21 protein-coding genes and 2 riboswitches are annotated in these 24,288 nt (G+C 30.8%); of the genes, 10 read left to right on the forward strand and 11 right to left on the reverse strand.

What is annotated here, in order from left to right; all coding sequences use genetic code 11:
* The first annotated feature begins 134 nt into the window (after positions 1–134).
* On the forward strand, positions 135–1,565 hold the full coding sequence (locus ACZ5B9_RS05060; protein ID WP_015769615.1) for a nicotinate phosphoribosyltransferase: 1,431 nt from the start codon (positions 135–137) through the stop codon (positions 1,563–1,565).
* A gap of 89 nt (positions 1,566–1,654) precedes the next feature.
* A complete protein-coding gene (gene tpx, locus ACZ5B9_RS05065) occupies positions 1,655–2,305 on the forward strand; it encodes a thiol peroxidase (RefSeq protein ID WP_464423627.1) in 651 nt (216 codons plus the stop codon).
* A gap of 95 nt (positions 2,306–2,400) precedes the next feature.
* Here tpx and ACZ5B9_RS05070 read toward each other — a convergent pair whose 3' ends face one another.
* From ACZ5B9_RS05070 to ACZ5B9_RS05110, 9 genes are all read right to left on the reverse strand, one after another.
* Positions 2,401–3,159 carry an SH3 domain-containing protein gene (locus ACZ5B9_RS05070; protein WP_464423628.1) on the reverse strand — a complete coding sequence of 253 codons (759 nt, stop codon included), beginning with the start codon at positions 3,157–3,159 and terminating at the stop codon, positions 2,401–2,403.
* A 101-nt stretch (positions 3,160–3,260) separates the two neighbouring features.
* Positions 3,261–4,025 (reverse strand): SH3 domain-containing protein, encoded by a 765-nt coding sequence (locus ACZ5B9_RS05075; protein WP_464423629.1) that lies wholly within the window; start codon positions 4,023–4,025, stop codon positions 3,261–3,263.
* A gap of 29 nt (positions 4,026–4,054) precedes the next feature.
* The gene (locus tag ACZ5B9_RS05080; RefSeq protein WP_464423630.1) at positions 4,055–4,447 is read right to left on the reverse strand and encodes an SH3 domain-containing protein; all 393 of its coding nucleotides are present in this window, start codon (positions 4,445–4,447) and stop codon (positions 4,055–4,057) included.
* Positions 4,416–4,610, reverse strand: coding sequence for a hypothetical protein (locus ACZ5B9_RS05085; protein ID WP_464423631.1), 195 nt, complete (start codon positions 4,608–4,610; stop codon positions 4,416–4,418). The genes ACZ5B9_RS05080 and ACZ5B9_RS05085 overlap by 32 nt, the downstream gene beginning before the upstream one ends.
* A gap of 78 nt (positions 4,611–4,688) precedes the next feature.
* A complete protein-coding gene (locus ACZ5B9_RS05090) occupies positions 4,689–5,138 on the reverse strand; it encodes a hypothetical protein (RefSeq protein WP_464423632.1) in 450 nt (149 codons plus the stop codon).
* Positions 5,139–5,175: 37 nt separating this feature from the next.
* The gene (locus ACZ5B9_RS05095; RefSeq protein ID WP_464423633.1) at positions 5,176–5,613 is read right to left on the reverse strand and encodes a lysozyme inhibitor LprI family protein; all 438 of its coding nucleotides are present in this window, start codon (positions 5,611–5,613) and stop codon (positions 5,176–5,178) included.
* 92 nt (positions 5,614–5,705) lie between these two features.
* Positions 5,706–7,628, reverse strand: coding sequence for a DUF2207 domain-containing protein (locus ACZ5B9_RS05100; protein WP_464423634.1), 1,923 nt, complete (start codon positions 7,626–7,628; stop codon positions 5,706–5,708).
* A 463-nt stretch (positions 7,629–8,091) separates the two neighbouring features.
* Positions 8,092–8,607, reverse strand: coding sequence for a DKNYY domain-containing protein (locus tag ACZ5B9_RS05105; RefSeq protein WP_071124599.1), 516 nt, complete (start codon positions 8,605–8,607; stop codon positions 8,092–8,094).
* Between the two features lie 303 nt (positions 8,608–8,910).
* A complete protein-coding gene (locus tag ACZ5B9_RS05110) occupies positions 8,911–9,183 on the reverse strand; it encodes a hypothetical protein (RefSeq protein WP_021768303.1) in 273 nt (90 codons plus the stop codon).
* A gap of 401 nt (positions 9,184–9,584) precedes the next feature.
* Between ACZ5B9_RS05110 and carA the strand changes: the two genes are divergently transcribed.
* From carA to ACZ5B9_RS05140, 6 genes are all read left to right on the forward strand, one after another.
* On the forward strand, positions 9,585–10,667 hold the full coding sequence (gene carA / locus ACZ5B9_RS05115) for a glutamine-hydrolyzing carbamoyl-phosphate synthase small subunit (RefSeq protein WP_464423635.1): 1,083 nt from the start codon (positions 9,585–9,587) through the stop codon (positions 10,665–10,667).
* A gap of 133 nt (positions 10,668–10,800) precedes the next feature.
* Positions 10,801–13,986: a carbamoyl-phosphate synthase large subunit gene (gene carB / locus ACZ5B9_RS05120; protein WP_464423636.1), complete on the forward strand. Its 3,186-nt coding sequence runs from the start codon at positions 10,801–10,803 to the stop codon at positions 13,984–13,986.
* 141 nt (positions 13,987–14,127) lie between these two features.
* Entirely contained in the window at positions 14,128–15,117 is a 990-nt protein-coding gene (locus ACZ5B9_RS05125) for a YiiG family protein (RefSeq protein ID WP_464423637.1), read from the forward strand.
* 160 nt (positions 15,118–15,277) lie between these two features.
* Positions 15,278–15,775, forward strand: a complete 498-nt coding sequence (locus tag ACZ5B9_RS05130) for an RNA 2'-phosphotransferase (protein WP_464423917.1) — start codon at positions 15,278–15,280, stop codon at positions 15,773–15,775.
* A 61-nt stretch (positions 15,776–15,836) separates the two neighbouring features.
* A complete protein-coding gene (locus ACZ5B9_RS05135; RefSeq protein ID WP_464423638.1) occupies positions 15,837–16,817 on the forward strand; it encodes a Gfo/Idh/MocA family protein in 981 nt (326 codons plus the stop codon).
* Between the two features lie 24 nt (positions 16,818–16,841).
* On the forward strand, positions 16,842–17,591 hold the full coding sequence (locus tag ACZ5B9_RS05140) for a glycosyltransferase family 2 protein (RefSeq protein ID WP_464423639.1): 750 nt from the start codon (positions 16,842–16,844) through the stop codon (positions 17,589–17,591).
* Positions 17,592–17,729: 138 nt separating this feature from the next.
* On the opposite strand, the gene ACZ5B9_RS05145 is transcribed toward ACZ5B9_RS05140, so the two are convergent.
* A complete protein-coding gene (locus ACZ5B9_RS05145; RefSeq protein WP_464422392.1) occupies positions 17,730–19,073 on the reverse strand; it encodes an ISLre2 family transposase in 1,344 nt (447 codons plus the stop codon).
* A 178-nt stretch (positions 19,074–19,251) separates the two neighbouring features.
* Positions 19,252–19,353, forward strand: a riboswitch (glycine riboswitch).
* A gap of 3 nt (positions 19,354–19,356) precedes the next feature.
* A riboswitch (glycine riboswitch) is annotated at positions 19,357–19,438 on the forward strand.
* Positions 19,439–19,630: 192 nt separating this feature from the next.
* Between ACZ5B9_RS05145 and ACZ5B9_RS05150 the strand changes: the two genes are divergently transcribed.
* Positions 19,631–20,974: an alanine/glycine:cation symporter family protein gene (locus ACZ5B9_RS05150; RefSeq protein ID WP_464423640.1), complete on the forward strand. Its 1,344-nt coding sequence runs from the start codon at positions 19,631–19,633 to the stop codon at positions 20,972–20,974.
* Positions 20,975–21,045: 71 nt separating this feature from the next.
* On the opposite strand, the gene ACZ5B9_RS05155 is transcribed toward ACZ5B9_RS05150, so the two are convergent.
* Positions 21,046–21,849, reverse strand: coding sequence for a class I SAM-dependent methyltransferase (locus ACZ5B9_RS05155; RefSeq protein ID WP_464423641.1), 804 nt, complete (start codon positions 21,847–21,849; stop codon positions 21,046–21,048).
* Positions 21,850–22,175: 326 nt separating this feature from the next.
* Here ACZ5B9_RS05155 and pnp point away from each other — a divergent pair, with 326 nt between their 5' ends.
* Positions 22,176–24,275 carry a polyribonucleotide nucleotidyltransferase gene (gene pnp, locus ACZ5B9_RS05160; RefSeq protein WP_464423642.1) on the forward strand — a complete coding sequence of 700 codons (2,100 nt, stop codon included), beginning with the start codon at positions 22,176–22,178 and terminating at the stop codon, positions 24,273–24,275.
* Positions 24,276–24,288 lie beyond the last annotated feature (13 nt).

Below are 24,288 nucleotides of genomic sequence, written 5' to 3' on the forward strand. Positions count from 1 at the left end.
AATTCAAAGAGGTTTTACTGTATTTTTTGCATATTTTCAAAGGGAAAAGAGTTATAATTGAATATACAAATAAAAAAGTATAGGGAAGGAGAGTATGGTTTTTACATAACTTGTAATTATCATACAAAACAAAAATGAAAAATTTAATACTATCGACAGATTCTTATAAAATTACACATCCATTTCAATATCCAGAAAATATGACGTATATGCACGATTATATCGAAAGTCGTGGTGGCTTATACGGATATGTAAAATTTTTTGGATTGCAATATTACTTAATGGAATATTTAACAAAAAAAATTACAAATGAAATGATAGATGAGGCTAAGGAAATTTGCGAATTGCATGGATTGCCGTTTTTTGAAGAGGGATGGAGGTATATTGTAGAAAAACTGGATGGAAAATTGCCACTTAGAATTAGAACTGTGCCAGAAGGCAGTGTTGTAAAAAATCATAATGTGCTGGTTACAGTTGAATCAACTGACAAAAATGTACCTTGGATTGTAGGCTGGGTGGAAACATTGCTGTTAAAAGTATGGTATCCAATTACAGTTGCGACATTTTCATACAAGGCAAAACAGATTATAAAACACTTTTTAGAAGAAACAAGTGATAATGTGGAGTCAGAATTGAAGTTTAAATTGCATGATTTTGGTTATCGTGGTGTTTCCAGCGAGGAAAGTGCGGGAATTGGAGGAATGGCTCATCTTACCAATTTTTATGGAACGGATACTTTAAATGCACTTGTTTTTGCCCGTAAATATTATAATGAAAAAATAGCCGCTTACAGCGTGCCTGCTTCTGAACATAGCACAATGACTTCATGGACTCAAAAATTTGAAAAAGAGGCATACGAAAATATGCTTGATAAATTTCCAAAAGGAATTGTTTCAATCGTTCTTGACAGCTATAATTTTTTTAATGCGGTAGAAAATATTATCGGAAAAGATTTACGTGAAAAAATATTGGCAAGAGATGGAATGGTTACAATACGTCCAGATAGTGGAGATGCGATTACAAATATTCTATTTGCACTTGAAAGTCTGGAAAAGAATTTTGGCTATACTATAAACTCCAAAGGATATAAAGTAATTAACAAAGTTCGTATTTTACAAGGTGATGGAATTAATGAAGATACAATCTGGGATATTTATAAATCTTTAAAAGATAATAAATATTCTGCTGAAAATGTTACTTTAGGCTGTGGAGGCTCACTTTTGCAAGGAAATGAAAAATCTAGCATTAACAGGGATACTCATAAATTTGCCATGAAATGCAGCTGTATAAAAATTGGAAATGAAGTTAGAGATGTTTACAAAAATCCTGTTACAGATAAAGGAAAAGTCAGTAAAAAAGGACGGCTTGACTTGATAAAGAATAAAAATGGAGAATTTGAAACAGTAAATATTTCAGATTTACCTGAAAATCAATATCATGAAGATTCCGTAATGGAATGTGTTTTTGAAAATGGAAAAATTTTAAAAACATATACTTTTGAAGAAGTAAGAAAAAATGAAAGTTTATTGTATAATCCGAGTTTAATTAGAGAAGTATCAAAATAGAAATGATAAAAATAGTTTGAATTAAAACTGTAAAAATCATACAATTTGAATTTTTACAAACAACAGATAAATTACGAAAGAAGGAAAAAATGAAAAAAATATTATTATTAGGAGTAGCTGCAGTAGTTCTGGCTGCCTGTGGAAATAAGCCAAAAACACAAAATGAAACAGGACAGGCAGGACAAAATGCCGAATATGCACAATATTTAGATACTTTGAAAGCTGATAATAATTTAAAAATCACAATGGGAAAAGTTCCTGTAACAATTGTTGGAAAAGAATTAAAAGTTGGAGATAAAATAAGGGAAGTGCCTTTAGTTGTAAATACGAAATTAGAAGAAAAAAATATTTTTGAAGATAAAAATATAAAAGTAATTTATACAACACCGTCACTTGATACAAAAGTTTGTTCACTGCAGACAAAACAGTTAAATGAAGCTGCCAAAACTCACACAAACGTGAAATTTTACTCTGTGACAGTTGACACTCCATTTGCTCAGGAAAGATTCTGTACAGCCAATGAAATTAACGGATTAAAAGCGGTTTCTGACTTTAAATATCATCAATTTGGTATTCAAAATGGATTTTTCATAAAGGAAAAAGGGCTTTTAACAAGAGCATTGATGATAGTGGATGAAAATAATAATGTGAAATACATTGAATATGTGTCTGAGGAAGGAAAAGAGGCAGATGTCAATAAGGCATTGAAATTTTTGGAAAATAAATTGTTGAAGAAATAAATATAATATTAAAGTTTACTCAAACCCCATTAGTATTTTAATATTAAAGGGGTTTGAGTTTGATTTGTATAAATTGTTTTTTTTATTTTAACAAACTATTCTGCTAATTTTAATTGACTTTTGTGTACAAAACCGTATCCAACTTTATCTGATCCTCCTTCAAAATACATGATATATTTCCATTCTCCAAAATCCTGTGTTATTGCTGCATAATAATTATTTGGGATTTTCTTTATTATATCATATTGTTTAGAAGGCCCTTTTCTTATATTCGTATAACCTTCTTTTGAATATATAGTATATGCTTTATTATCTTCTGAACCTATTACTCTGTTTAAACTTTCTCCAAAATCCATATTTTTTGGTATTTTGACTGTTATCGATGAAATTTTTTCATGTTTTACTATTTCTGCGTAAAAATAATCTACTGCACAACAGCCAGCATATATCTTAACAGGTTTTAAAGTTAGTTTTACAGGCTGAGTAACATATCCCCATTCATTTTTTTTCATTTTGCTTTCAATATCCGGAGATATTTCCTTACCTATATTGAGTATTCTGTTATACATTTCTTTTCCACCGATTCTTCCGTCTGTATTTCCAGGCCATACAATCAGGACATTATTCATAAATTTTTCTTTATCTTCAGGAGTAAATTCCAAATATATTGCAAAACCTCCTGTTCCATCTTCTCCTGTTATAGGAAGAACAGTATCTTTATTATATTTTCCATTTCTGCTCCATACAAAACGCAGCATTCCTTTAGCTTCCGTAGTAATATTATCACCATTACTATTTTTTCCAAATGAAATACATGTAATTATAAGCATTATCAGCACTAATACTTTTTTCATATTAAATCACCTCTAATTATAATTTTATTTAAGAAATTTATTAAATATAATTTCTTAATTCTGGATTTTTCAGATATTCCATTACAGTTTCTTATTTAGTATTAGTCCTTTCTTAATTGACTTTCATGTACAAAACCGTATCCAGGTTCATTTGATCCTTCTTCAAAATATATGATATATTTCCATTCTCCAAAATCCTGTATCATTTCTACATTAGCATCATTTGGAATTTTTTTTATTACATCATATTCTCTGGAAGGCCCTTTTCTTATATTTGTATAACCTTCTTTTGAATATATTATATATGTTATATCATCCTCACCAATAAATGATATTCTATCACCATTGTCCATCACATCTATATTTTTGGGTATTTTTACTGTTGTTGATGGAATTTTTTCATATTTTACTATTTCTGCATAATAATAATGTACTGCACAGCAGCTTTCATAATTTTTAACAAGTTTTAAGGTTAATTTTATAGGCTGAGTAACATATCCCCATTCATTTTTTTTCATTTTACTTTCAATATCGGGAGATATTTCCTTTCCTATATTAAGTATTCTATTATGCATTTCTTTTCCATTAACTTTTCCAGATGTATCTCCAGGCCATACAGTCAGAATACGATTCATAAATTTCCCTTTATCTTCAGGAGTAAATTCTAGATATATTGCAAAACCTGCTGTTCCATTATTCTCAAATCCTGTTATAGGAAATTTTGAAGATTTACTATATTTTCCATGATCGTTCCATATAAAACGCAGCATTCCTTTAGCTTCCGTAGTAATATTATCCCCATTATCATTTTTTCCAAATGAAATACATGTAATTATAAGCATTATCAGCACTAATACTTTTTTCATAAAAATCCCTTCTTTCTTTGTATAACATTCTAATGAAATAAATCAATATTTTCAAAAGGATGTCTTATATTTTTCTTCAGTTTACTTTTACGCACATATCCATATGTGAAATCAGGATATGTATTAGGATAATATACAAAAACCCATTCTCCAAAATCCTGTATTTCTCCTACAATATCATTTTTTCCAATTTTTTTTACAATTCTAGATTTTTCACTAGGTTTTTCCATAATATTTACAGACTGTTCTGATGACTTTACAGCATATTCGACAGTAAAGTTTCCGTATACTTTTTCATCAAATTTTTCATCAGATAATTTTATTTTTGGTGCTTTTATTTCTTTAACATTTACCAACTCACTGTATAATAAGGTTGCATTACATCCTAATTTAGGTTTTAGAGATTTCAGTCTTATTTTCACAGTCATCTTCATCAGTCCATTCAAAGCGAAGTGTACCTTCTGCTTCAAAAACATTATTTTCATCCCCGCTTGAAATTAGTTTTACGCTTGAAATGGCACTGGAAATAAAACAGACTGTAAATAAAATGATTAAAGTAAGAATAGAAAAAATATTTTTTTTCATAGGTTATCTCCTTTTATTTAAAACTATAGTGATAAAACTGATTTATTTTAAGATTTGATATTAGTTAAAAAATAGATTTTAAAAATATACGTCATAATGTTCGCTTTCTTGAGCATCTTCTTGCATTTCCAGTCCCCAGTCTATCATTACCACTTTCTGTTCTCCCTTATAACTAATTATTAATCTCGCTTCCGGAATTCCTTCAGGAACGATTCCCATAAAGCTATAAACTACATTTCTTTGAGGTTTAATTATAAATCCTGTTCCAATAGGGTAAAAATATGAATCATTCCATTCAACATAATTATGTTCTACAGTAACTCTGTCAACTTTCGCAACAAATTTTATTTCCCTATCAAATTCATTTCTTCTTGAAATCAGTAATTTCCCTTTTCCTAGTGAAGCATAGCTTTTTGTTAATGGATTTGTATAGATAGTAAGTACCTTTGTCTTTCCATAACATGATATGAACATTAATATAGCCAATACAAGCATAAAAACTTTTATAGATATATTTTTCTTGTACATACTTTTCAATTCCTTCTTAAAGTTATTGTGATTTTAATTATTTGTCTAAAGCATCATACATTTCTGCCAGCTGAACAGCTCTTTCTTCAGTAAGTTTTACGGCAGTATTAAGTGAAAATAGAATTCCCATGCTTCCACCGTTAGGATTGTTTGTATAATAGCTTTTTTCTACTTCAGAATCCCTAAATTTAATCCATGCACGTTGTGCATTCCTGAGCTTGTTCTTAGTTACAGGATCAGCGACTTTCATTATTTTCTGATATACAATGTTCAGTTCCTTGTCCCATTCTTTTTCCATTTTTCTTAAAGCTTCCTTCTCTTGAAAATCATTGCCTTCATCTACATTTGCAAATACACTGTTACGGAAATCATTCATACGGCTTATTAATGCATCTTTATACTGACCTGAAATACTAATGCTGGAAATCAATAAAAATACTAACATTCCTAAAAATTTATTTTTTGAAATTTTCATCTAAATTACCTCCTTTTATGTTTTAGTAAAAGTTTATAATTACAAAATTTAAAATTAGACTTTAAATTATTTTTTTAGAAAATGATGGGAAATTACCATTCTCCGCCACCTCCACCACCAGAACCTCCCCCACTGTGACCGCTGTCGCTGGAGTAACCGCTGCCACCACTGCTATAGCCGCTTCCTGAACCACTGAATGAAGAAGAGGTTGAACTTCTTGAACCTTTATACGAAGAAGAATATGATTCCCTAATTTTTACTTTCATTTCTTCTTTTCTCGAATATGCATACAAACTATTAAGTTCTTTTAGCATTTCGTCATTTCTTGTTAGACTTGAATTAATTTTGATTGTCTTTTCCATCAGTTTTATAGCTTCATTTTGTACATTCAAAGCTACTGCGTAAGGTAAAATTCCTTTAAAATATTTTACTAGCTCCTCAGTACTGTCAAATTTTTTTATCTGATTTTCTTCAGCGGTTTTTATATACATTTTTAAACCTTCGATATATTCTTTTTTTCGTAAACCTTCTTCAGAATATATTTGAAAATTACGTGAATAAAGTGCATTGGCAACTAATAACAAAATAAATACTGATGCAATTAAAAAATTTTTATCTGAATACATTTCGTTTATTATACTGAAAATCATTATCCATTTCAGAATAGTTAATATTTTTTCAAGTAAATTTTTTTGCAAAAATTTTTTATTTCCTGACATTATACGATAAAAATAAACTAAAGCTATAATAATAGTACCAAATATTATTGCAGTTAATATATTTACTATAATAGATGAAATGTTTACCACGTTTCCGTTATATGTAATTACAAGATAGCCAATAATAATAGCAGATAAAGGGATTAAATAATAAAAATCTTTATTTTCACAAAGTTTATTATATCTTTTTAAAAAAATGTTAATAATATTATTTTTAGGTTGATCTGATATTACAAATTTATTTTCCTTTTTTTCTAAAGCTTTAAAAAGTTTTTTTTCTTCCTCATAAAGTTCACCATTAGAAAAATTTTGGATGGTATCATCATTAGGTTTGTCTGGTATGATAAATTTTTCTCCCATTTTTTCTTTCTTTTTCTTTAATTTTTTTAAGGCTTGTTTTTTATCTTTTAAATTTTCTTCTTTTTTCTCAAAATGTTGTTTTTTTTGAGTATTTTGTATTTCGATATCTTTGCACAAAAGCGAAAAAATTCCTGTACTAATTATTTTTTTCTCATCATCCTGATTTACGAAATAGGAAACAAACATTGCAGACATATCATCTGGAATTTCAAATTCGGGTATAATTGTTTTTTTGGAAGGCTGTTTTAAAACTGTGAGTTTTGTAATTAACATAAGAATTAACGATACAAAGGAAAGTATTAAACTGAAGGTTAGATTTTTTGAGGTTGTAAAAAATAGTTTTAATTTATCCGAAAAACTTGGAGATATTTTATTTGTTTTTAAATTTAAAAGAAATGTAATTCCTTCTTGAGGTGCTAATGGTTTTTGGTTTGTAAATTTTATTTCTCCATTTTCCTGTAAAATTTTATAATTTCTTTCGTTTATTCCTGCTTTTCCTGTATAAATCTCAAATTTTTTAATTTCTTCACTTGTTATTGGTTGACCATCAGAAAATCTTATTGTAACATTAGCTTTTTCTATTGGAACTTTCCAGAATTGTGGTATTATATTGAAATATATTTGTTGAATATCTTCATGTTTAAAAATATCAGTATACATAGTATAAGTTATTTCATATATATTTTTAAGCTGTGTTATTTTTTTGTCTTTTGAACCGATTTTTATTCTAAGTCCTTCATCAAACTCTTCATACGTATGTTTTACTTTTTGCCCATTCATTGTTACAGAATTTATTTTAATAAGGCTTTTTTTTAAGTTTTCTTTATCTTTTTTTCTTAAAAGAATATCTCTAAAAATGCCCCTATGATTTAAATCGGCGAACTCATATTCTATTTTTTCTGTAATTGTCAATGATGATTCTTTATTTATGTTCATTACGACATCATAATTTTTTATAGCAGAACCATTTATAATTATAGAAAAAATTAAAATTGTTATTATAAAAATAATTTTTGTTATTTTTTTTATACAAGTACCTCTTTATTTGTGTTTCTTAATAATAATGTTAATAGCTTTTTTAAGTAAAAAGCAGGTTTTGAGTCCCCGCTTTTCTGATAGAGTAACGTAAATAATGTTAATATGTCTTAATTTCATTTGTTATTTCAAGTAACATTAATCAATTCTATTGTTCAAATTTAAAGAATTTAAATTTTATTAGGTTATTGTGAATAGTTTTGAGTTTGTTTTCAAATATTGTAATTGTGAATAAGTATAATATGTTTTTTGTATTTTTCTTTTTCAATTGTATATTAGCATGTAGATATTAAAGAAAAATGAGAGTTTGTAAATTTTGTAATAGAATTGTAAATCAATAAATTTAGAAATTGAGCAGATAATCTTATTTGTTTTGATAGTATTTAACACAAGAATTTAAAGTATCGTCTTTTTCCATTCTTGCCCCTTTATAGAAAACGCCATTTTTATCTCTGGCACAGATGGAGTCAGTTGCTTCAAAAGACTCATAATCAGCATCATCAATTAGTGCTTCTTTGAAGAAAATATAATTTTTATCTTTGGAATAAGGACCATTATTTAACAGTTTAAAAGTTTTGACATCAGCCCCTTTTATTTTCTGTCCTTTAAAGAATACATTTCTTTTGTCAATGTAAAAAAGGCCTGCATCATTAATTTCCTTAAAAGTTTCAGGATTAGCATCGTCAATTTTTTCCCCATAATAATAAACATTGCTTTTATCTTTAGAATATTCATAGTTAATTTCTTTAAAAGTCTTAGCATCTGCTCCTTTGATTATTTTTTCTTTAAAGTAAACTTTATTATTTTTTATTGAATAATCAGCGAATAACTGCACTCCTACTAATAAAATCACAATTACAAATAATAACACTTTTTTCATATTGAACTACCTCCTTTCTTCATTTATTTCTACAAATTTTCAACTTTTAATTTAACATAATCTTTATTATAAATTATACCTTATATTTTATAAAAGTCTAGATTTTTCTTTATTTAAAAAAATAATTTTTAGAAAATAATAATTGAAAATTTTTGCTTTTGAGATACGATATTTTTATATTATTTATAAGAGAAATTTAAGAAAAAAATGTGTTTTGAAAAAGCAGGTAATTTAATCACCTGCTCTTTATAAATTTAAAGTATTGATTTGTTGACATCATAATTTTTTATACTTTCATTTTTATTAATATAGATATTCGTATGATGTTAAATATAAATTTTTGTATCCTTGACCATTAAAATAAAGCTTGTAAACTCCTCCTAGATCTAAATTGCTTCTAGTTCTATAGTTTACTCTTGTAAAATTAAAGTGTCTTCCAGATTCTAAACTTACACAGTTTACATATCCAACTCCATTTCTATAAGTTCCTTTGGAAGTAATTTCACATTGTTCGATAAATCTTGAAAAACTTAAAGCACTAAATAATAAAAACATAGAAATTAAAATTTTTTTCATAATAAATCACTCCTAAAATATAATTATTATTAATATTATGATGTAAACAATTTATTGTTTTAAATATAATTTTTTATTATGCCTTATCTTTCTTTTCAAGTTAATCGTATCATATAAACATTAAAGAAAAATGAGAATTTTTAATTTTATCTTTTAAATATTAAAATTAATTATTTTTGTAAAAATTAAAAAAATAATGATTTGCCATTATTGATAAAACTTTGAAAATATAGTATAATTATGAGATTAGAGATGTTAGTAAATACATTCAGATTTTTATTAAATACATATCTAGGATTTGAATTAAAATAGTTTGCTATATCGCCAATCAGACACGTTAATGACAATTGAACAAATTTTAAAACAAATAGTATCATTTAAAATTTAGGGAGGTAGTATTTATGTACGCATTGGATAAACAGCTTGTTTTGGAAGATGGTAGTGTGTATAAGGGGTATGGATTTGGAGCAGATGTGGAAATGGCTGGAGAAGTTGTTTTTAATACTGCGATGACTGGATATCAGGAAACTATTTCAGATCCATCGTATAATGGGCAGATTATTACATTTACTTATCCGTTAATTGGAAATTATGGGATAAATAGGGATGATTATGAAACTATTAATCCAAGTATTAAGGGAATTATAACTCGTGAAATATGTAGAAAACCTTCTAATTTTAGAAATGAATTTACATTGGATGAAGTTTTGAAGGATTTGAATATTCCAGGAATTTCTGGGATTGATACACGTAGTCTGACAAAGAAAATAAGAGAGCATGGAACGATTAAAGGGATCATCGTTAGTGCAGACAAAGACCCGCAAGAAATTGCAGAAAATTTAAAAATCAATTCATTGCCAACCAATCAAATCGAACAGGTATCGACAAAAAAGGCATTTCTTTCATCTGGAAGAGGGATGAGAGTTGTTCTTCTTGACTTAGGAATGAAATCAGGAATTATGAGAGAACTTAACTCAAGAGACTGTGATATTGTCGTAATGCCACATAATGCAACTTCTAAAGAAATTTTAAGACAAAAACCAGACGGAATAATGTTAAGCAATGGACCGGGAGATCCGATAGATGTTCCAGAAACAATTGCTACAATTAGGGAATTAATAGATAAAGTGCCAATTTTTGGAATTTGTATGGGACATCAGCTAATTTCACTTGCCTGCGGAGCAAAAACATATAAATTGCTATTCGGACATCGTGGGGCAAATCAGCCAGTAATAAATTTACGGACTGGAAAAGTTGATATTACAGCACAAAATCACGGATATGCTGTAGATATTGACTCATTGAAGGATACAGAGCTGGAATTGACACATATCGCAGTAAATGACAGGACTTGTGAAGGCGTAAGACATAAAAAATATCCAGTATTTTCGGTACAGTATCATCCAGAGGCTTCTCCAGGTCCACATGACCCAAATTATTTATTTGATATATTTATTGAAAATATGAAAAAGAATCGAAAATAATAATTTTAGAATTATTGATTGAAAACAAATTTTTTAGTTTATTTTAGGTAAAGTTGTTACATGAAATTAAAAATTATAAAATATTGAAATAAAAATGTTGGCAAAAAAATTAATAGCAAGGAGATGTAGGGAAATGCCTAAACGAAAAGATATAGAAACGATTTTAGTGATTGGATCTGGACCGATTATTATTGGACAGGCCGCTGAATTTGATTATGCGGGGACACAGGCGTGTTTATCATTGCGTGAAGAAGGATACAAGGTTATCCTTGTAAATTCCAATCCTGCAACTATTATGACAGATAAGGAAATTGCGGATAAAGTATATATTGAGCCATTAACTGTTGAATTTGTGTCAAAAATTATAAGAAAAGAGCATCCAGATGCTTTGCTTCCTACTCTTGGAGGGCAGGTTGGGCTAAATCTGGCTGTGGAACTGCACAAAGCGGGAGTGCTGGAAGAATGTGGAGTAGAGTTGCTAGGAACTAAGCTTGACTCAATTAAGCAAGCGGAAGACAGGGAACTGTTCAGAGATTTGATGAATGAACTGGGAGAGCCTGTGCCTGAATCGGATATTATTCATAATTTGGAAGAGGCACGTAGATTTGTGGAAAAAATTGGTTATCCTGTGATTGTGCGTCCTGCCTTTACAATGGGAGGAACTGGTGGAGGAATATGCCATAATGATGAAGAACTGGAAGATATTGTTACAAATGGACTTAGATATTCGCCAGTAACTCAATGTTTATTGGAAAAATCAATTTCAGGATACAAGGAAATTGAGTATGAAGTAATGCGTGACAGCAATGACACAGCGATTGTTGTCTGCAATATGGAAAATATTGATCCAGTTGGGATTCACACGGGAGATTCGATTGTAGTTGCACCTTCGCAAACATTGACAGACAGGGAATACCACATGTTGAGAGATGTTTCGCTGAAAATAATAAGAGCATTGAAAATAGAAGGTGGATGTAACGTTCAGCTGGCATTAGATCCCTATTCGTTCAATTATTATATTATTGAGGTAAATCCGAGGGTGTCGCGTTCATCAGCACTTGCTTCAAAGGCAACAGGTTATCCAATTGCGAAAATTGCCGCAAAAATTGCAGTTGGATTAACACTTGATGAAATTATAAATCCTGTTACAAAAAATTCATATGCGTGCTTCGAGCCGTCACTTGACTATGTTGTAAGTAAAATACCGAGATTTCCGTTTGATAAGTTTGAAAAGGCGGATAGGCATTTAGGTACACAAATGAAGGCAACAGGTGAAGTAATGGCAATTGGAAGAACTTATGAGGAAAGTTTGTTAAAAGCTATTCGTTCGCTTGAGTACGGAGTACATCACTTAGGGCTTCCAAATGGGGATGAATTTAGTTTGGAATACATTTTGAGAAGAATCCAGAAAGCTGGAGATGAAAGATTGTTTTTCATTGGGGAAGCGTTAAGACGAGGAGTTACTCCGCAGGAAATACATGATATGACAAAAATTGACATGTTTTTCCTTGATAAAATGAAAAATATAATTGATATTGAAGTGGAATTGAAGGCAAATGTAAATAATCCGGATGTACTGCTGTTTGCCAAAAGATATGGATTTTCAGACAAAGTTATTGCACACCGTTGGAATACGACAGAAGATGAAGTTTACAAACTTCGTGAAAAATGCAATATTAAGCCTGTGTTTAAGATGGTTGACACCTGTGCGGCTGAATTTAAGTCAGAAACGCCTTATTTTTACTCGACTTATGAGCAGGAAAATGAAAGTATTGTGGGGGATAAGAAAAAAATTATTGTACTTGGTTCAGGACCTATAAGAATTGGGCAAGGTGTTGAATTTGACTATGCTACAGTTCATGCTGTGAAGGCAATAAAAGAGTCTGGTTATGAGGCAATTATTGTAAATAACAATCCAGAAACTGTTTCAACGGACTTTTCAATTTCAGATAAGCTTTATTTTGAGCCACTTACAGAAGAAGATGTTATGGCGATAATTGAGCTTGAACAGCCAGAAGGCGTTGTTGTTCAGTTTGGCGGACAGACGGCAATTAACTTGGCTGAAAAATTGGCAAGGCATGGTGTTAAAATATTGGGAACAGCGCTTGAAGAAATTGATAATGCGGAAAACCGTGATAAGTTCGAGGCATTGCTGCATAAATTGAATATTCCCCAGCCACTTGGAAAAACTGCGTTTGATACGGAAACTGCTGTAAAAAATGCAGCTGAAATCGGATACCCTGTTCTAGTGCGTCCATCTTACGTATTAGGTGGAAGAGCAATGGAAATCGTATATCGTGAAGAGGAATTGCGTCAATATATGGAAAATGCTGTAAAGGTGTCTCCTGATCATCCTGTGCTTACTGACAGATATTTAGTTGGAAAGGAAATCGAGGTGGATGCAATTTGTGATGGGGAAACAGTTGTAATTCCTGGAATTATGGAGCATATCGAAAGAGCGGGAGTCCATTCTGGAGATTCTATTGCGGTTTACCCTCCACAAAGCATTACAGATTCACAAAAACGTACATTAATTGACTATACAACAAGGCTTGCAAAGGGATTAAACATTATAGGGCTTTTGAATATTCAGTATGTAATTAGCGATGGGGAAGTTTATGTGCTGGAAGTAAATCCTAGAAGTTCAAGGACAGTTCCGTTTTTAAGCAAGATTACAGGTGTTCCTATGGCAAATCTTGCTATGAAGGGAATTCTTGGAGAAACGTTGAAAAGTAAAGGATACCAAACAGGATTAATTGAAGAAAGCAAACATGTGTATACAAAAGTTCCTGTGTTCAGTTTTCAAAAACTGAAAGATGTGGACACAACGCTGGGGCCTGAAATGAAGTCCACAGGAGAAGTTATGGGAAGTGATGAAAACCTTGAAAAATCACTTTACAAAGGGCTGATTTCGTCTGGAATTAAAGTCAAGGATCAAGGAAGTGTACTGTTTACAATTAGTGGAACTGCAAAAGAGGAAGCTTATGGACTGGCTAAGAGATTTTCTCGGTTAGGTTATCATATAATGGCTACGAAAGGTACAGCTAGATATTTTGAGGAAAAAGGTCTTCGTGTTGAAACAGTTGGAAAAATTGAAGAAGAAGGAAAATATGAACACGATGTGCTAGGGCTGATTTATAAAGGACTTGTCGATATGGTAATAAATACAGCTGGTAAGAAAAAGACTGCAAGAAACGATGGATTTAAAATCAGACGTGCCGCAAGTGAGCAGGAAATAGCCTGCCTGACTTCACTTGATACAACGGACGCTTTACTGAAAGTTCTGGAATCCATTTCATTTAATGTAAGTTCGATATAATTAATTATTGATTTTATTAAATAAAATAGAAAATAAATTTTAAAAATTACCAATTTCGTTAGTTTTATTTTGAGGAATAGGATTCGCGGAATTGGTAAAATTTTTAAGCGAATTGAATAAATAAAAAATACTGGAGTAAAAATGAATTATAAAAAAATAATATTAATAGGATTTCTTTCGATTTTTTTATTTTCCTGTGATGATGCATTTAAGGAAATTGGAAGAAAATTTAGTATAAAAAAAGTGAAAAATGAAGAGATGGAGAAGTACAACGGTTATATTGAAATTCATAATAATTTAACAAATATTGAGAATGAAATTTCAAAATATATTGATGTGGCTGGAGAAGGCAAGGAAATAAATGTACAGGAAATGGGGACTCTGGAAAGCGTTCCTGTTATTAAAATCGACAATGCTGTTATCCAGAAACTTGAAAAAAATATAAATTCAAAATTTAAGATGGAAAAGCTGGATAACTCTTCCAAAAAATTATTGCCGATTTTAAAAGAATTAAAAACAGTAACGGATTCCATGACAAATTACTATGGAAAAAAAGAACATTTGGCAGATGGCTTTGAAAAAGGGCGGCAATTACATACAAATTTTTTAAAAATTTACAAAAGATATAAAGAAAATTCAGACGCTTTCAAAACTGAAGTGGCAAATAAATCAAAGGAAAGAATGCAGAAAATACTGGAAACATATAAAAATGAAGGCAGCCTAATAAAATACAATTTGACAATTTTGATAAACAGCTGTGAAGATTTTGTGGATAAAATGGATAATCAGAAACTTAGCATGACAACCTTTATAAAAGGTGATTTAGGGAAATTAAAAAAAGCGCAGCAAAATATTTTAGTGGCTTCAGCTAACTTCCAGAAAGCAATTGCAAATGATAAACAGCTAAAAAAAGAAAATTATACAAAAGAAAAATTGGAAATATTTAACAAACAGCTTGCAGAATTTGAAAAATCGGTTACAATATTTATTAGGGAAATTGAAAAAAGCAAGTCGATGAGCAAGAGTGAAATTGAGAAGAAGGTTTATACGGAGGATATGGTTGGGACTCCGAACGATGTGATTAAAAAGTATAATAAGTTGATAAATGATTATAATAATTTGATGAATTAACTATTTATTGTTTTAATATAGCCGATTTTATTTTAAAAAAAATTAAATAAATAAAGATTTAATTTACTTAATAAATTATATAGAAAAAAGGAGAACCGTGAAAAAGAAATTAACAAGATTAGGAAAATTTATAAGCTTGATTTTAAGGCATAAGCCTGAGATGATTGGGATTGAACTGGATAGGAAAGGATGGGCTAATGTAGATGAGCTTATTAACGGAATAAATCTCTCTGGAGATGTTGAAGACGGAAAAGAGGAACGGATAAATTTTGAAATTTTGGAGGAGATTGTAAGGAATAACAGTAAAAAGAGATACGAATTTAATGAGGATTTTACAAAAATTAGAGCTTGTCAAGGGCATAGCATAGATGTTGATTTAGAATTAAAAGCTGTTAAGCCTCCTAAAATTTTGTATCATGGGACAGCGGATAGATTTTTGGAGCAGATAAAAAAAGAGGGGTTAAAAAAGAAAAGCAGGCAATTTGTACATTTGTCAGAGACGGAAGAAACGGCATATTCTGTTGGTCAAAGACACGGAAAACCATTTGTAATAAAGGTTTTGGCTGAAAAAATGTATGAAGATGGGAAAAAATTTTTTATTTCAAAAAATGGCGTTTGGCTGACTGATGATATTGAAGTGAAATATTTGGAATTTTAAAATAAATTATCAAAACATTTTATTAATATAAAAAACAGAAAGATGAAAGAAGGGATTTTTTATGAAATTGGGAATTGTTGGTTCAGGGATGATTGTTCAGGAATTTTTGCCTAGTCTTGTTCAGTTGGAAGGTCTGGAAATCATGGGGATGCAGGGGACAAAAAAGAGTATTGGAAAAGTTGAGGAAATTTGTGTAAAATATGGTATTCCGAAATTTACTGATGATTTTAACAAACTTTGTGAATTTGGGATTGACACTGTTTGTATTGCTGTTCCGAATTTTTTGCATTTTGAATATTGTAAAAAAGCATTGGAAAAAGGTCTGAATGTTATTGTTGAAAAGCCGATGACAACTAATTATGGAGAAGCTAAAGAATTGTCGGATTTGGCAAAGGAAAAAAAACTGTTTTTATTTGAAGCTATAACGACACTTTATTTTGAAAATTATAAAAAAATAAAAGACTGGATTGGGAAAATTGGAGATGTGAAACTTGTTCAGAGCCAGTATAGTCAGTATTCCAGCAGATATGACGCTTTTAAGAGAGGAGAAATTTTACCTGTATTTGATCCCGAAAAAGCTGGAGGAGCATTGATGGACTTGGGACTGTATAATTTACATTATGTTTTAGGACTTTTTGGAAAGCCTGAAAATGCTAAGTATTATGCTAATATTGAGAGAAATATTGACACAAGCGGTGTTCTTATGATAGAATACAAAAATTTCAATGCTATGTGTGTATGTGCAAAAGATAGTGAAGGAGAAAGAATAGGAGTAATTCAAGGAAGTAAAGGAAAAATCTTAAGTGAAGAGGCTCCGGGACTTGTCGGAAAAGTTACATTAAAAATGTATGATGGAACAACAGAAAGCTTTGATGATGGATTTTCAAAAGATAGAGTTGTTCCTGAGTTTAAAGAATTCATTCGTGCATTAAATGAAAATGACTTGGAATTTTGTTATAAACAGCTAGAAAAAAGCCTTCTGGTAAGCGAAGTGCAGACAAAAGCTAGACTTGGGGCGGGGATTAGGTTTCCGCAGGATTAGAAAATTGTAAAATAAGGAGAGAAAATGGAAAAAGAAAAAGTTTCAATAATTGTGCCAATGTATAATGCAGAAAAATTTATTGGGAAAACAATAGAATCAGTGCTTTCACAGACTTATAAAAATTGGGAAATGCTTATTATGAATGATGTTTCAACGGATAACAGTCTTGCAGTTGTAAATGAATTTGCAAAAAAAAATGATAGAATAAAGGTTGTGAATACTGAAAAAAATATGGGTGTTGTAAAAGGGAGAAATCATTTGATTGATTTGGCAAATGGGAAATATATTGCATTTTTGGATGCTGATGACTACTGGCATAGCCAAAAATTGGAAAAGCAGATACAATTTATGAAAGAAAAAAATGCAGGTATAAGCTGTACAGAGTACACGAGAGTTAAGGAAAATGGCGAAAAAATCAATGAAGTTGTAATTAAATCGGAAATCTCCTATACTGATATGCTAAAAAATAACTATCTAGGCTGTCTTACAGTTATGTATGATGTGGAAAAAGTTGGGAAGCGGTATTTTAAGGAACTGGAGAAAAATGAGGATTATGTACTTTGGCTGGAGATTGTGAAGGATGTGAAAACGATTTTTGGACTCAAGGAAAATTTGGCTTATTATCGAGTACTGGATAATTCCCGTTCGAGCAATAAGGTTAAAACGGCAAAAGTTCGTTGGGAAATTTATCGAAAAGTTGAGAAATTACCGTTTTTGAAGTCAGTTTATTATTTTTTACATTATGCAGTTAGGGCTGTGCTAAAAAGTAAATAAAATATTTTGGAAAAAGGAAATGTAAATGAAAAATAATCTATTAAAAGCTTTTTTGAAAGAAAAATAATAAAGAAGACAGAGTAAAAAATATAGGGGCAGTCATTAAATACCACAACAAATCTTTTTTGACTGCTTTTTTTAAAATATTTTACTTTGTGATATTTCTTTCAAAACTTCCCTAATCGGACATTCTCCTCCTCTCAAATATGGCATATTTGTGCTTTTTCCTGTTTCATTAACAATTTCTGGCAAGCATTCCATCTCTATTACCTTTTCTAGTGAACCCATTCTTTTGCCGCTAAAGTACAATTCATACGCCTTTTCCCTATCTTTTCCATAGTTTGCAAAGAAAGTGTGGTATAACGCTCTTGCTTTTATCTTTCTTCTTGAAAATGCTTTTGGCCTGCTTGATAGAAATCTTGAGCATTCGTGGGATACTAGGGCTTCCGTCCTTGAGCCTATGTAGTCCTCCTCCGTATATATTCTTCTTATCTTCTCATACTGATTAAACAGCATCTTCATCTGGTCTTTTCTTCTCTGGCTTACATTCTCCTTTTCCTTGAAATTTTCATAAAAATTCTCAAGTTCTGCAAAGTTATCTTTCTCAAACCACCTGTAAAGATTTTTTGATATTTCCTTGTCCCTTTTAGAAATTTCAGCTATGGCTTTTACTAAATGGAACTTGTCATAGATGTGTATTGGCTTGTAAATTCCAAGTTCTCTTACAAAGCTGTCTATCCATATTCCTCCATCAGAGTTCACAATTAGTTTCTTTTTGTCCATATTGTATCTTTTTTCAAGATAGTTAAGTACATACTCCGACACTTCCTCAAGCGATACGGATGTAGGAAACATTATTGTGTGCTTGTCAATGAGTTTGTTCCTGTCTGTGCAGATTTCCTCAATTCCACGATGTATTACAACCATCCTCATATATGTATTTTTACTTCTTCTACACTTCATATGGTCTTCATCAATCTCCATATATACTGGCGAATTGTTGTCTCTTTCAAATCTTTCAATATCAAGTTTTGGCATTTGAAAAGAATTGACAAGATTATACACGGTAGCCCTTGAAACACCGTAAGTTTTTGCAAGAAATGAAGCTGTAGTATGCTGATATTCAAAAAGTATAGTAAAAATCATCTCCTCAGAAAGCCGTCTATACCGCTTAAGTCCAATTTTCTCATCAATGTAATAGTGAATGCCTGTTTTCTTGTCTACATATTTTCGACGTTCAAAAGTTACATCCCCGAAGGCAGTGGTAACAGTTCTTTTAACAAATCCTTTGCTTTTAAACTTATTTTTTCTTTCGTTAGAATGAAAGAAGTAATCATCAACTCTTTTGACATAAACTCTAAACAGCGTTTCAAAGGCCTTCGAGACAAACAGCTTAAACTGCTGCTCAAACGGAAGTCTGAAAGAAAAAATATTTTTAAAAAAAGTCTTTACAAGTGAAGAAAAATTTGATATTCTAATCATAGAGGGAACCACCTTTCGATAGGATTTAGGGATTATATTGTAACTGGTTTCCTCTTTTTTGTTAATTTGAAATTTAATTAAATTTATTTGCCCCTATATTTTTTACTCTGCCTAATAAAGAATATTTTTTGACACACAGAAAAAAATATGCTAACATATAGAAAAGTGAATAATTTGGATGAAGGTATGAGGAGAGATTTTATCTCATTTATAAATTTGTAAATGTAGAATAAAACACCGAAGAAGTAACTCTTTCAGGTAAAAGGACTCATAGTGGACGAGCCTCTGGAGAGACTGTCTTAAATGACGGCACCGAAGGAGCAAAGGAATTTTTATTCCCTAAACTCTCAGGTAAAAGAACAGAGAATAATACATATAAAATTATGGATTTTATATTTCTTTTTTTGTATAAAAGAAATTTTAAGAGGTTGTCTTGACTTTATTTAAGTAAAAGACAGCCTTTTTCTTTGATTTATAATAAAATTTGTATTAAAACGCTTTAAGCTTTTCTATCCATTCTAAAATTCAGAAATAAAAAACGAAGGAGAAGGATTTAGATGTTAGAAATTATTAAAAATTTCAATGAATTTTTTTGGGGAGTTATTTTAATTGTTTTGTTAGTTGGAACAGGAGTATTTTATACATTTCGACTGAAATTTATTCAAGTTAGGGAGTTTAAGAGCGGTTTGAAACAGTTGACGAGCGGATTTGACTTAAGCGGAGAAAAGGCGGATAATAATGGGATGTCGTCGTTTCAGGCTTTGGCAACGGCTATTGCAGCGCAAGTTGGAACAGGAAATCTTGCAGGAGCGGCAACAGCGATTGTATCAGGAGGTCCAGGAGCAATATTCTGGATGTGGGTAAGTGCATTTTTTGGAATGGCAACTATCTATTCAGAAGCTGTATTAAGTCAGATTTTTAAACAGAAAAAAGATGGAGAAATGACAGGAGGCCCAGCCTACTACATTGAAACATTATTTAAAGGAGGAAAAGCGGCCAAATTTCTGGCAGGATTCTTTGCAGTTTCATGCGTACTGTCTTTAGGATTTATGGGAAATGCGGTTCAGGCAAATTCGGTAGGAGATGCTTTTCATAATGCTTTTCATGTTCCGACAGTTATAACAGGTATATTTTTGGCAATTTTATCTGGATTTATATTTTTTGGAGGAGTAAAAAGAATTGCCTCAGTTACTGAAAAAATAGTTCCTATTATGGCAGTTCTTTATGTTGTAATATGTCTGTTCATCATTGTGTTGAATATTGGAAATGCAGGTTTGGCATTTAAAGCAATTTTTGTGAATGCTTTTTCGACAAAGGCAGTTTTAGGTGGATTTCTAGGAATGGGGATAAAAAAGGCAATAAGATTTGGAGTGGCAAGAGGGCTGTTCTCGAATGAGGCTGGAATGGGCTCAACTCCGCATGCTCACGCAATTGCAAAGGTTAAAAATCCTGAAGATCAAGGGCACGTTGCAATTGTTACAGTTTTTATTGATACTTTTGTAATTTTGACATTATCGGCATTAGTAATTTTGATTGCAGATGGAAAAGCAGATGGAACTGGGATTTCATTGACACAACAGGCATTTCACGCAGTATTGGGGCATTTTGGAGTGATTTTTGTTGCAGTTGCATTATTCTTTTTTGCGTTTTCTACTATAATTGGATGGTATTTCTTTGGGGAAGCTAATGTGAAATATCTGTTTGGTAAAAAAGCGCTTAATATTTATAGAATTTTAGTAATGATTTGCATAATTGCCGGTTCACTTCAAAAAGTTGATTTAGTGTGGGAACTTGCGGATATGTTTAACGGTCTTATGGTAATTCCAAATTTGATAGCATTGATTTGTTTGCATAAATTGGTGGTTGAAGTTACAAAAAAAGATCCGTTGTTAAAGGATTAACGACAAATAAAAATATACTCAAAACTTAAAAGTAGAAAAATTTAAGGTTGGGTATATTTTTTTATTAAAATTTAATAGTTATTTTTTTCGTAAGTATAAATTCCAAGTCGATTATTTACAATATAAAGCAATGGAATAAATAATTTTTTCCAACCAGGAAGATGATGCTTCATTTCATCAGTAAAGTTGATAAGTCCAATTTGTTTTAATTTTGGATTCAATTTTATAATTTCGCTTCCATCTTTTACACCCCAAATAAATTTTGCTTTCATATTTTTTAAAGCGTCATGCTTGTCATTTAACTTAACGGTTCCTTTATAAATAAGATCAAAATGAGCTTCAAAAGAATTAAAATTATTAGTTAGTATCTCCAAAAACTGTTTAATTTTTTGTTCTTCAAAGTACATTAATACGCCTTCTGAAATAATAAGTAATTTTTTTCCATCCAATTTAATTTCATTTGTCCAAGCTGAGTCAAAAGCTGATTTTGGAATATTTGTAACACGTTCATTAGGTTCAAAAAATAATTTTCGTTTTTCAATAACTTCAGGTAAATCAAGATTATACCATCTTATTTTTTCATTATCAATTCGTAAAAATCTTGTATCTAATCCACATCCAATAGATACAATCACACAATCTGGATATTTTTCCATAAACTTTCTTACTTCATTATCCATTACTTTTGCACGTGAGAGTACACCATAATACGATGTCCAAGCATTTTTAAATTTTGAGAAATCATAATCTATCTGTGAAAGTATTTCTAAAGACTTTTTATCATTCAAAATTGGTTTTAGGCTTTTAGCATCAGTAGCTCTCATATACAAAGTAATAAGCATAGTTTCAGAAATGTTGTTTAAATTTATTTTCATAGTTTATTCCTCCTGAAAAATGTTTTGACCATCAAAGTATTCTAATACATTATACCTGGATTTTAGCAAAATGCAAATTTAAATATAAAAAAATAAGAAAAAATTATTATTAATCAAATGATAAGCAAATAGGTAAATAAGTTTTTGTATTTTTAATTTTCTTTAATTTTTAAATTTGTAAAAATTACGAAAAAATGGTATAATTATAAAAATTTTAAGAAGGTATTTTGAGTAAGTAATTGTAAAGTTTTTTATCAAAAATTTGATGAAAGATTTTACTATTATTTGCTCCCTTCTTAAAAAATAAATAAATTTTAGGAGGAAAAATGTTTGAAGAGAAAATTTATGGTTTTAATTTAGGAAACCAGAAAATTAAAATAAGTACAGGAAAAATCGCACGTCAAGCTGGAGGTTCAGTTGTTGTTCAATGTGGAGGAACTGTGCTTTTGGTTACAGCAACTAGAAGCAAGGATGTCAGGGAAGGGCAGGATTTTTTTCCTTTAACAGTTGACTATATTGAAAAATTTTATGCATCAGGGAAATTTCCAGGTGGATTTATAAAAAGGGAAACTAAGCCAGGAACTGATGAAGTCCTGATTTCAAGATTGATTGACAGACCAATCAGACCTTTATTTCCGGAAGGATTTTTGAATGCGGTACATATTGTAGTTACGGTGTTTTCTTATGATGAAGTGAATTATCCAGAAAATCTTGCTACAATTGGAGTTTCTGCCGCTTTAGGATTGTCAGATATTCCATTTGCAGGAACTGTGGCTGGAGTCACAGTTGGGTACATTAATGGAGAATACATCTTGAATCCGACAGGAGAGCAGTTGCTGGAAAGCGAAATTCAATTATCAGTTGCAGGGACAAAAGATGCTGTAACAATGGTAGAGGCTGGAGCTAAGGAAGTTTCTGAGGAAGTTATGCTGGAAGCGATTATGTTTGGGCATGAAAAAATCAAAGAAATTTGTGCAGAGCAAGACAAATTTTTAGAACAGTTTGATGTACAAAAATATGAATTTGAGAAAAAGGAAGTAGATTCTGAAATCAAGGAATTTATTGACAGTTTTGAAAATGAAGTTGAAAAGGCTATAATGACACCAGGTAAACTTGAAAAATATGAAGCGATTGATAACTTAGAAATAGAACTTTTTGAAAAATATGTTGAAAAACTTGAAAATGAAGATAAAGAAATTGACGAAAATCTTGAAAAAGAATTTAAGAAATATTATAGAGATGTTGAAAAAAGACTTGTCAGAGATGCTATTTTATATAAGCAATATCGTGCTGACGGTCGTCAAACTACTGAAATCCGTCCAATTGATGTAGAAATAGATACACTTCCAGTACCGCATGGTTCTGCATTGTTCACACGTGGAGAAACTCAGGCATTAGTTGTTGCAACGCTTGGAAGCAAGGAAGACGAGCAAATTATTGATGGAATGGAAGATGAAACACGTAAAAAATTCTTCCTGCATTATAATTTCCCGCCATATTCAGTTGGAGAAGCAGGATTTATGAGAGCACCAGGAAGACGTGAGCTAGGACACGGAAATTTGGCTGAAAGAGCGTTAAAATACGTTATGCCAGAGACTGATAAATTTCCATATACAGTAAGGCTTGTTTCTGAAATTACAGAATCAAACGGTTCTTCGTCACAGGCTTCAATTTGTGGAGGATCGCTTGCATTAATGGCTGCTGGAGTTCCGATAAAATCTACAGTTGCCGGAATTGCTATGGGACTTATAAAAGAAGGTGAAACATTCACAGTACTTACTGATATTCAAGGACTTGAAGACCATCTTGGAGATATGGACTTTAAAGTTGCAGGTACAAAAGATGGAATTACTGCAATTCAAATGGATATAAAAATTGAAGGAATTACAAGGGAAATAATGGAAATTGCTTTAAGACAGGCATTAGAAGGAAGATTGTTCATTATTGATAAAATGGAGGCAGTAATTAGTGAGCCAAGAGCGCAAGTTGCTGAAAATGCGCCGAAAATTGAGATTATTAAAATTAATCCTGATAAAATTGCTGGGCTTATCGGTCCAGGAGGAAAAGTTATTAGGGCAATTATTGATGAAACTGGAGTTTCGATAGATATTGAAGATGATGGAACTGTTTCAATTTTTGGAAAAGAATCTGAAAATATGAAAAAAGCGCTGGAACTTGTTAAAAGACAAACTCAGTCGGTTGAATTAAATGAAATCTATGAAGGAAAAGTTACAAAATTGATGAAATTTGGTGCATTTGTGGAAGTGCTGCCAGGAAAAGAAGGACTTTTACATATTTCTGAAATTAGTAATAAGAGAGTTGAAAAGACTGAAGATGTACTAAAAGAAGGACAAAATGTCAGAGTTAAGGTAATTTCAATGGAAAGTGAAGACAAGTTTAACTTGAGCATGAAAACATTAAATTAATTTAGAATATTAT

This window comes from Leptotrichia sp. SK-5 (genome assembly GCF_055387215.1).

Excerpts from the sequence above, each read along its gene's own strand:
- ACZ5B9_RS05150 (WP_464423640.1), top strand. The coding sequence starts at position 19,631 with ATGTTAGAAATTATTAAAAATTTCAATGAATTTTTTTGGGGAGTTATT.
- ACZ5B9_RS05140 (WP_464423639.1), top strand. The coding sequence starts at position 16,842 with ATGGAAAAAGAAAAAGTTTCAATAATTGTGCCAATGTATAATGCAGAA.
- ACZ5B9_RS05145 (WP_464422392.1), bottom strand. The coding sequence starts at position 19,073 with ATGATTAGAATATCAAATTTTTCTTCACTTGTAAAGACTTTTTTTAAA.
- ACZ5B9_RS05070 (WP_464423628.1), bottom strand. The coding sequence starts at position 3,159 with ATGAAAAAAGTATTAGTGCTGATAATGCTTATAATTACATGTATTTCA.
- ACZ5B9_RS05105 (WP_071124599.1), bottom strand. The coding sequence starts at position 8,607 with ATGAAAAAAGTGTTATTATTTGTAATTGTGATTTTATTAGTAGGAGTG.
- pnp (WP_464423642.1), top strand. The coding sequence starts at position 22,176 with ATGTTTGAAGAGAAAATTTATGGTTTTAATTTAGGAAACCAGAAAATT.
- tpx (WP_464423627.1), top strand. The coding sequence starts at position 1,655 with ATGAAAAAAATATTATTATTAGGAGTAGCTGCAGTAGTTCTGGCTGCC.
- ACZ5B9_RS05085 (WP_464423631.1), bottom strand. The coding sequence starts at position 4,610 with ATGAAAAAAAATATTTTTTCTATTCTTACTTTAATCATTTTATTTACA.
- ACZ5B9_RS05075 (WP_464423629.1), bottom strand. The coding sequence starts at position 4,025 with ATGAAAAAAGTATTAGTGCTGATAATGCTTATAATTACATGTATTTCA.
- ACZ5B9_RS05090 (WP_464423632.1), bottom strand. The coding sequence starts at position 5,138 with ATGTACAAGAAAAATATATCTATAAAAGTTTTTATGCTTGTATTGGCT.
- ACZ5B9_RS05125 (WP_464423637.1), top strand. The coding sequence starts at position 14,128 with ATGAATTATAAAAAAATAATATTAATAGGATTTCTTTCGATTTTTTTA.
- carA (WP_464423635.1), top strand. The coding sequence starts at position 9,585 with ATGTACGCATTGGATAAACAGCTTGTTTTGGAAGATGGTAGTGTGTAT.
- ACZ5B9_RS05135 (WP_464423638.1), top strand. The coding sequence starts at position 15,837 with ATGAAATTGGGAATTGTTGGTTCAGGGATGATTGTTCAGGAATTTTTG.
- ACZ5B9_RS05060 (WP_015769615.1), top strand. The coding sequence starts at position 135 with ATGAAAAATTTAATACTATCGACAGATTCTTATAAAATTACACATCCA.
- ACZ5B9_RS05100 (WP_464423634.1), bottom strand. The coding sequence starts at position 7,628 with ATGAACATAAATAAAGAATCATCATTGACAATTACAGAAAAAATAGAA.
- ACZ5B9_RS05110 (WP_021768303.1), bottom strand. The coding sequence starts at position 9,183 with ATGAAAAAAATTTTAATTTCTATGTTTTTATTATTTAGTGCTTTAAGT.
- ACZ5B9_RS05155 (WP_464423641.1), bottom strand. The coding sequence starts at position 21,849 with ATGAAAATAAATTTAAACAACATTTCTGAAACTATGCTTATTACTTTG.
- ACZ5B9_RS05130 (WP_464423917.1), top strand. The coding sequence starts at position 15,278 with ATGATTGGGATTGAACTGGATAGGAAAGGATGGGCTAATGTAGATGAG.
- ACZ5B9_RS05095 (WP_464423633.1), bottom strand. The coding sequence starts at position 5,613 with ATGAAAATTTCAAAAAATAAATTTTTAGGAATGTTAGTATTTTTATTG.
- carB (WP_464423636.1), top strand. The coding sequence starts at position 10,801 with ATGCCTAAACGAAAAGATATAGAAACGATTTTAGTGATTGGATCTGGA.